The sequence below is a fragment of the Legionella sp. km772 genome (genome assembly GCF_003989735.1).
Lineage (GTDB): Bacteria > Pseudomonadota > Gammaproteobacteria > Legionellales > Legionellaceae > Legionella.
The window spans coordinates 1-6,368 of record NZ_RZGQ01000158.1 but is presented as its reverse complement, the minus strand read 5'-3'; the positions used below and the strand labels follow the sequence as shown (position 1 = coordinate 6,368).

Here is a 6,368-nt window from a genome sequence, read left to right as displayed (position 1 = left end):
TCAATTAACTAAAAATCAGATGAAAAGGCAATCTATTAAGCGGCTCAGAAAAAATGCTGGATGGGATGATTCTATTTTAACCACTATCTTATCTCAAAATTTTTCATGAGGTGACCCTGGAGGGCTACCTGACAAAGTAGCATCTGGCTTGCTCTCTGTGCTATAGTGTTTATTTTTTCCAGGTATTTGCTATGTTTGAGAATTTAACTGAACGCTTATCGCGCACCTTTAAAAATCTACGCGGTCAAGGACGTTTGTCTGAAGAGAATATACAACATGCTTTACGTGAAGTACGTCTGTCGCTTATTGAAGCAGATGTGGCTCTGCCTGTTATTAAAGACTTTATTGAACAAGTAAAGCAAAAAGCTTTAGGGCAAGAAGTATTAACCAGCTTAAACCCCGATCAAGCCTTCGTTAAAATAGTTAACGATGAATTAATTCATATAATGGGCGATGAGCGCAGTGAGCTTAACTTTAAAACCCAACCCCCTGCCGTATTTTTAATGGCAGGTCTACAAGGCTCGGGTAAAACAACCAGTACCGCCAAATTAGCTCGTTATTTAAAAGAAACCGAAAACAAAAAGGTAATGCTCGTCAGCGTCGACGTTTATCGGCCTGCTGCAATCAAACAATTAAAAGTTTTAGCAGAGCAAATTGATGTTGCCTTCGTCCCTTCAGAGGCGAATGAGCAACCGATAACTATTGCCCAACGCGCTTTAGATCAAGCTAAAAAGCAATATATGGATGTTTTGATTGTCGATACTGCCGGACGTCTTCACGTTGATACCGAAATGATGGCGGAAATTAAAGCCCTGCATCAGGCCATAAACCCAATTGAAACCTTATTTGTGGTCGACAGTATGACCGGGCAAGACGCTGCCAACACAGCTAAGGCCTTCCATGAAGCCCTTCCTTTAACGGGGGTTATTCTTACCAAGACCGATGGTGATGCACGTGGAGGTGCGGCCTTATCAGTGCGTAATATAACCGGTCAACCTATTAAATTTATTGGTAGTGGCGAAAAGGTAGAGGCTTTAGAACCATTCCACCCCGAACGCGTGGCTTCGCGTATCTTGGGAATGGGCGATATTCTAACCCTAATTGAAGAAGTTGAGCGTAAAACTGACAAACAAGCCAGTGAGAAGCTGGCGAAAAAACTAAAAAAAGGCAAGAGTTTTGATCTAGAAGATTTTAAACAACAATTATTGCAAATGAATAATATGGGTGGAATTTCTGGGATGATGAGTAAGCTACCAGGAATGAATCAATTGCCGCAACACGCCATGCAGCAAGTTAATGATAAATCGATGGCCCGAACGGTAGCGATTATTAACTCAATGACCCCAAAAGAACGACGAGTACCGAAAATTATTGCTGGCTCTCGTAAAAAGCGCATCGCTCAAGGCTCCGGAACCCAAATTCAGGATGTCAATAAATTATTAAAACAATTTGAGCAAATGCAAAAAATGATGAAAAAATTTACAAAACCTGGTGGTTTACAAAAAATGATGCGCGGAATTAGCGGCTTACCTGGAATGAAAGGAATGCTGCCAGATGATTTTAAATAGCTAATAGATTGTTCTTATATTCTTCTTGCGAACGGAAATTTAGTAAAAAAGTTCGCAATTAAGTCAAAATTAAGTCAATATTAATGCTTATTAAAATAAATCGCCAGAATTACTTCACATGGTGAATTAATTTTCGTACAATACACGGCATTTTTATGTAACCACTCTAAAGTAGAGGAAAATAATGGTCGTTATACGTTTATCACGAGGCGGCGCAAAAAAGCGTCCTTTTTATCATATGGTTGTTACCGATAGCCGCAAACGCCGCGACGGTAGTTACATTGAGCGTATTGGTTATTTCAATCCTGTTGCACGTGGACAAGAAGTTCGTCTACACGTTGAAGCAGAAAAATTAAAACACTGGCAAAGCGTTGGTGCGCAAATGTCTGATCGCGTTAGTGCGTTAATTAAAGAATTTAATAAAAATTCTGAGTCAGCTGCTTAATATAAAGTGAGTACGCAGGAAGATTGGGTAATAGTAGGTCGTTTTGGACGACCGCATGGAATAAAAGGTTTTATTACCGTTTATTCTTTTACTGAACCAAGTGATAACATTTTAAGTTATAGCGACTGGCATGTTTTTTTAAATGAGAGCTGGCAGCCTATTAAATTGTTATCTGTTCAGGTTCATAACAAAACTATTGTTGCTCAAATTGAAGGTTTTCCCGAAAGAGAAAGCGTTGCCCGACTTACCAATATTGAAATAGCGATATATAAAGATCAGTTGGTGCCATTAGCTCCTGGCGAATACTATTGGCATCAATTGATTGGAATGAAAGTAATAAACCAACAGGATCAAATTTTTGGCCAAGTAGTAGAAGTAATGCCTACAGGCTCTAATGACGTACTGGTAGTGCAAGGCGAGAAAAGACACTTAATTCCTTATTTACCGGGTCAATTTGTTATAGAGATTGATGCTCAATCTAGTACAATCATCGTTGACTGGGATATGGATTTTTAAGTGCTGCATTTTGGGGTAATTAGCTTACTACCTGAAATCCTGAGTGGTTTGCATTATGGAGTTACTGGACGAGCCATTGAACAAGGGCTGGTTCAAATTGAAACCTGGAATCCCAGAGATTGGTCAACTAGGCCTTATCGGCAAATTGATGACAAACCTTATGGTGGTGGACCAGGAATGGTAATGATGTATGAGCCATTGAATAAAGCAATTCAGCACGCTCGTACGATTTTACCAAACAGTTGTAAAACAATTTATTTAAGCCCTCAGGGCAAAGTAATAAAGCAAGATGACTTAAATAAAATAGCCGAGGAAAAACAATCCTTGCTATTTATTGCCGGACGATATGAAGGGATTGATGAGCGGATAATCCAGCATCATGTCGATGAAGAATGGTCACTTGGCGACTTTGTTTTAAGTGGCGGTGAATTAGCTGCAATGGTATTTATTGATGCAATAACTCGATTGATACCAGGCAGTTTAGGGCACTTGAGTTCAGCAGAGCAAGATTCATTTATGAATGGTTTGCTTGACTGTCCTCATTATACGAGACCGGCTGAAATAGATGACATGAGGGTTCCACCTGTTTTATTAGGTGGCCATCATAAAGATATTGAACGCTGGCGTAGGAAACAAGCTCTAGGCAAAACTTGGCTAAAACGACCAGATTTGCTTGAAAAACTACAGTTAAGTGAAACGGACAAGCTCTTGCTTGTTGAGTTTAAATGCGAACAAGGTGATTCCGGCTAGGATAAACCGATTTGAGGAGTGGTCCATGACTAATATTATTGATCAATTAAATGCTGAGCAAATGCAAGGCAAAGAGATTCCTGAGTTTTATCCAGGTGATACCGTTTTAGTTCAAGTAAAAGTAATTGAAGGTACTCGTGAGCGTTTACAGGCCTTCGAAGGAGTAGTTATAGCTAAACGCAACCGCGGTTTAAACTCTGCCTTCACCGTAAGAAAAATTTCTCACAACGTTGGTGTCGAGCGCGTTTTCCAAACTTACAGTCCAATTGTTGACAGTATTACTGTAAAACGTCGTGGCGATGTTCGTCGTGCTAAATTGTATTATTTACGTAATTTAGCTGGCCGCGCAGCACGTATTAAAGAAAAATTAGTTGGTAAAAAAGGCGACTAAGATTGTCCAAAATGCTCGTTAGTACTGTTTTTAGCACCCCCTTGGGTTCTTTTGAGGTCGTACATAACGAGCATTTTATTTTCTCTGCCGCGTTTACCACTAAATTAAGCACCTCAATAGATACAACACTGGCGCGGTTAATAGATTCTGAGTTAACTAGCTATTTTGCTAATAATCAGCATCGCTTTCAACTTCCATTAAAACCTCATGGCAGCCCCTATCAGCAAAAAGTTTGGAATGCTTTATTAGTTATCCCTGTAGGTAGGACCTTGACCTATGGTGAACTTGCATTATCTATTCAAAGTAGCCCGCGTGCAGTAGGTCAAGCCTGTAAGAAAAATCCTCTCGCCCTCTTTATCCCTTGTCATCGGGTGGTGGGCAAAACTGGCTTAGGCGGTTATATGGGAAATCCGGCAGCGCTTCCGTACAAAGAAGCACTTTTAGCACACGAATCGTCAATTCATTTATGACTACCATTCGTTTACTAATAGACAGTACCTTTATTATTACGGAGTTAAAGCGCAAAAGACCGCCCCATGGCATACCGCGTGTTATTTTAGCTTATTTGCGCCATTATGGCGAAAACCTGCAATTAGTTTATCGTCTCCGCGGCAAATTATTTATCTTATCGCAGCACTACTCCAAACAAATTATTGCCTTAATCCTTTTATGGAATCCTAAGCATTATCCGGCAATTTTTGCTTTATTACTTAGAGCCATTTATATGGCAGAAAAAATTAATAAAGATAATCAATATTTTTTATTTAAGCTGGATCAAAATGGAATGAAATATCCTAATTATTTCAACCAATTAAAGCGGCTGGGTATAAAAACAATTATTATGATCCATGATTTATTCCCGATTACCCACCCAGAATACAGTGATCCTAGTTATGCTAAGCAATTTGAAACTAATATTAGATTAAGTCTAAAGTATGCAAGCGGTCTCCTGTGCGTATCTAAAAATACACAAAACATTCTTGCCCAGTATGTTAGGCTAAATAACTTGCATTCACCCTTAACTATTCCCACTCATTTAGCCCCAGGTTTTGAAGCCATAGTTGCCGCAAAAACGGCCCCTTTAGCGCACCCTTATTTTGTTATAATCAGTACTCTGGTGGCAAGAAAAAATCATTTATTACTTTTATACATCTGGCGTAAATTAGTCGATGATTTAGGCGCACAGGCTCCCAAGCTTGTCATTATCGGCAAACGGAGCTCGGAATGCAGCACAACGCTAGCCTTATTAGATCGTTGCAACCAGCTGAAGCAATACGTCATTGAGCTTACAGCGACGGATGAAGAGCTGCAAAACTATTTAAACCATGCTAGGGCCTTACTCTTCCCAACTTTTGCTGAGGGCTATGGCCTTCCCTTAATAGAGGCTTTAAGCACTAAAGTACCCGTTTTATGTAGTAATTTAGCTATTTTCAAGGAGATAGCCCAAGACATACCAGATTATATCGATCCTATTGATGGTAAAGCCTGGATGGATATGATTTTAGACTACGCCCAAGAAAACAGTCTGCATCGAAAAGCCCAGATGCAACGTTTATCGCAATTTAAAATCCCCACATGGGAAGAACATTTCGATAGGGTAAACCAATTTATCGCAGGGATTTAGTGTCCCAGCCTTAAGGCGCCTTTTTTGCGGTGCTCGTAGGGTTTATTGAGCTATTAGTGCTCGTTTGGGTATCCAATAATTGAAAAAAACTAAAACCAAGATCCATTAAAACGCGCCAAGTTGTTTTCAACAAGGGGCTTGAGGTTAACTCCATAATATATACTTCCTCAAATTTTTGCGGTGCTAAATCACCAAGTTTACTTATATAACCATCGATTTCATAACGGACCTTAGAGTTCAAAACAGTTTGTTCATAGAGAAAGGTATTAAGGCGGCGTAAAACACTAAGCCTAGTAGCTTTTAGTTCGTCGTTAACCGAGCTTGGTCGTTCTAGAGCGTCCAAATAGCGGCGAACTGTTTGGCGGAGGTTAAGAAGTGGCATTATTTTACCAAGCGCCACATCCACCTCGCTTGTAGTAGTGAGTTTAATCCATTGCAAAAAATTTGCGTGTTGAATTTTTAAAGCAGGCTCAAGGATTGAGGGCGCAATACTGTTGCCACTCATCAATTCAAGGACTTCCCGGCGGCTTTTTCTTTCTTTACAAAGGATTTTATTAGTGAGATTCATACTCTGGTAAATCATGCATTGCAAGGCCGCAATTGAGATGGAAATCAAGGCGTATTCTAAATCACCAGCTAAGGGTTTAGGCTCTCGATCATTTAGTTTCGAGAGTAAGGCTATTAATTTAGCATCCTCTTCACAATAACCATGGTTAAGCCATTCAAAAATCATTAAATCGACCAACTCATCAGCGCTTTGCTCATTTAATATTGTTGTTTTATAATGCTGGACAATAAAACGCGGCCATTCTAGAAACAAAAGATAATTTCCTGCCCGCAACGCGTGCAGATACTCGCTGGTAGAGCTTAACATTTATTATTCTCTTTGATTAAATCCTTTTCTTAATAAATAACATCTTTTTTATATTCATTCTAGATACCTAGTATATTTCCCCAGGGCCACCTCATGAAAAAAATCTAGCTTAAATCGGTAAATAATGAGAGGCTAGCTTCATTTAAATGGATATAGGAATGAAGCTGGAAGAAGGATTTTTAGATTTTTTTATTTCACTT

8 protein-coding genes are annotated in these 6,368 nt (G+C 39.4%); 7 read left to right on the top strand and 1 reads right to left on the bottom strand.

The genetic code is table 11. The features are described 5' to 3' along the window. Nucleotides 1-191: 191 nt before the first annotated feature. The 7 genes from ffh to ELY15_RS12565 all read left to right on the top strand — a co-directional run bounded on the left by ffh (nt 192) and on the right by ELY15_RS12565 (nt 5,294). A complete protein-coding gene (ffh, locus tag ELY15_RS12595; protein ID WP_127100569.1) occupies nt 192-1,568 on the top strand; it encodes a signal recognition particle protein in 1,377 nt (458 codons plus the stop codon). Nucleotides 1,569-1,752: 184 nt separating this feature from the next. Beyond that, entirely contained in the window at nt 1,753-2,013 is a 261-nt protein-coding gene (rpsP, locus tag ELY15_RS12590; RefSeq protein ID WP_127100567.1) for a 30S ribosomal protein S16, read from the top strand. Nucleotides 2,014-2,019: 6 nt separating this feature from the next. Further along, the gene (rimM, locus tag ELY15_RS12585; RefSeq protein ID WP_127100565.1) at nt 2,020-2,529 is read left to right on the top strand and encodes a ribosome maturation factor RimM; all 510 of its coding nucleotides are present in this window, start codon (nt 2,020-2,022) and stop codon (nt 2,527-2,529) included. Continuing rightward, the gene (gene trmD, locus ELY15_RS12580; protein ID WP_127100563.1) at nt 2,530-3,279 is read left to right on the top strand and encodes a tRNA (guanosine(37)-N1)-methyltransferase TrmD; all 750 of its coding nucleotides are present in this window, start codon (nt 2,530-2,532) and stop codon (nt 3,277-3,279) included. A 25-nt stretch (nt 3,280-3,304) separates the two neighbouring features. Continuing rightward, nucleotides 3,305-3,670: a 50S ribosomal protein L19 gene (gene rplS, locus ELY15_RS12575; RefSeq protein WP_127100561.1), complete on the top strand. Its 366-nt coding sequence runs from the start codon at nt 3,305-3,307 to the stop codon at nt 3,668-3,670. An 11-nt stretch (nt 3,671-3,681) separates the two neighbouring features. Next, nucleotides 3,682-4,140, top strand: coding sequence for a methylated-DNA--[protein]-cysteine S-methyltransferase (locus ELY15_RS12570; RefSeq protein ID WP_127100570.1), 459 nt, complete (start codon nt 3,682-3,684; stop codon nt 4,138-4,140). Then, on the top strand, nt 4,137-5,294 hold the full coding sequence (locus ELY15_RS12565) for a glycosyltransferase family 1 protein (protein WP_127100559.1): 1,158 nt from the start codon (nt 4,137-4,139) through the stop codon (nt 5,292-5,294). The genes ELY15_RS12570 and ELY15_RS12565 overlap by 4 nt, the downstream gene beginning before the upstream one ends. A gap of 10 nt (nt 5,295-5,304) precedes the next feature. Here the strand turns inward: ELY15_RS12565 and ELY15_RS12560 are convergent, their stop codons facing one another. Further along, a complete protein-coding gene (locus ELY15_RS12560; RefSeq protein ID WP_127100557.1) occupies nt 5,305-6,168 on the bottom strand; it encodes a helical bundle domain-containing protein in 864 nt (287 codons plus the stop codon). Nucleotides 6,169-6,368: the final 200 nt, after the last annotated feature.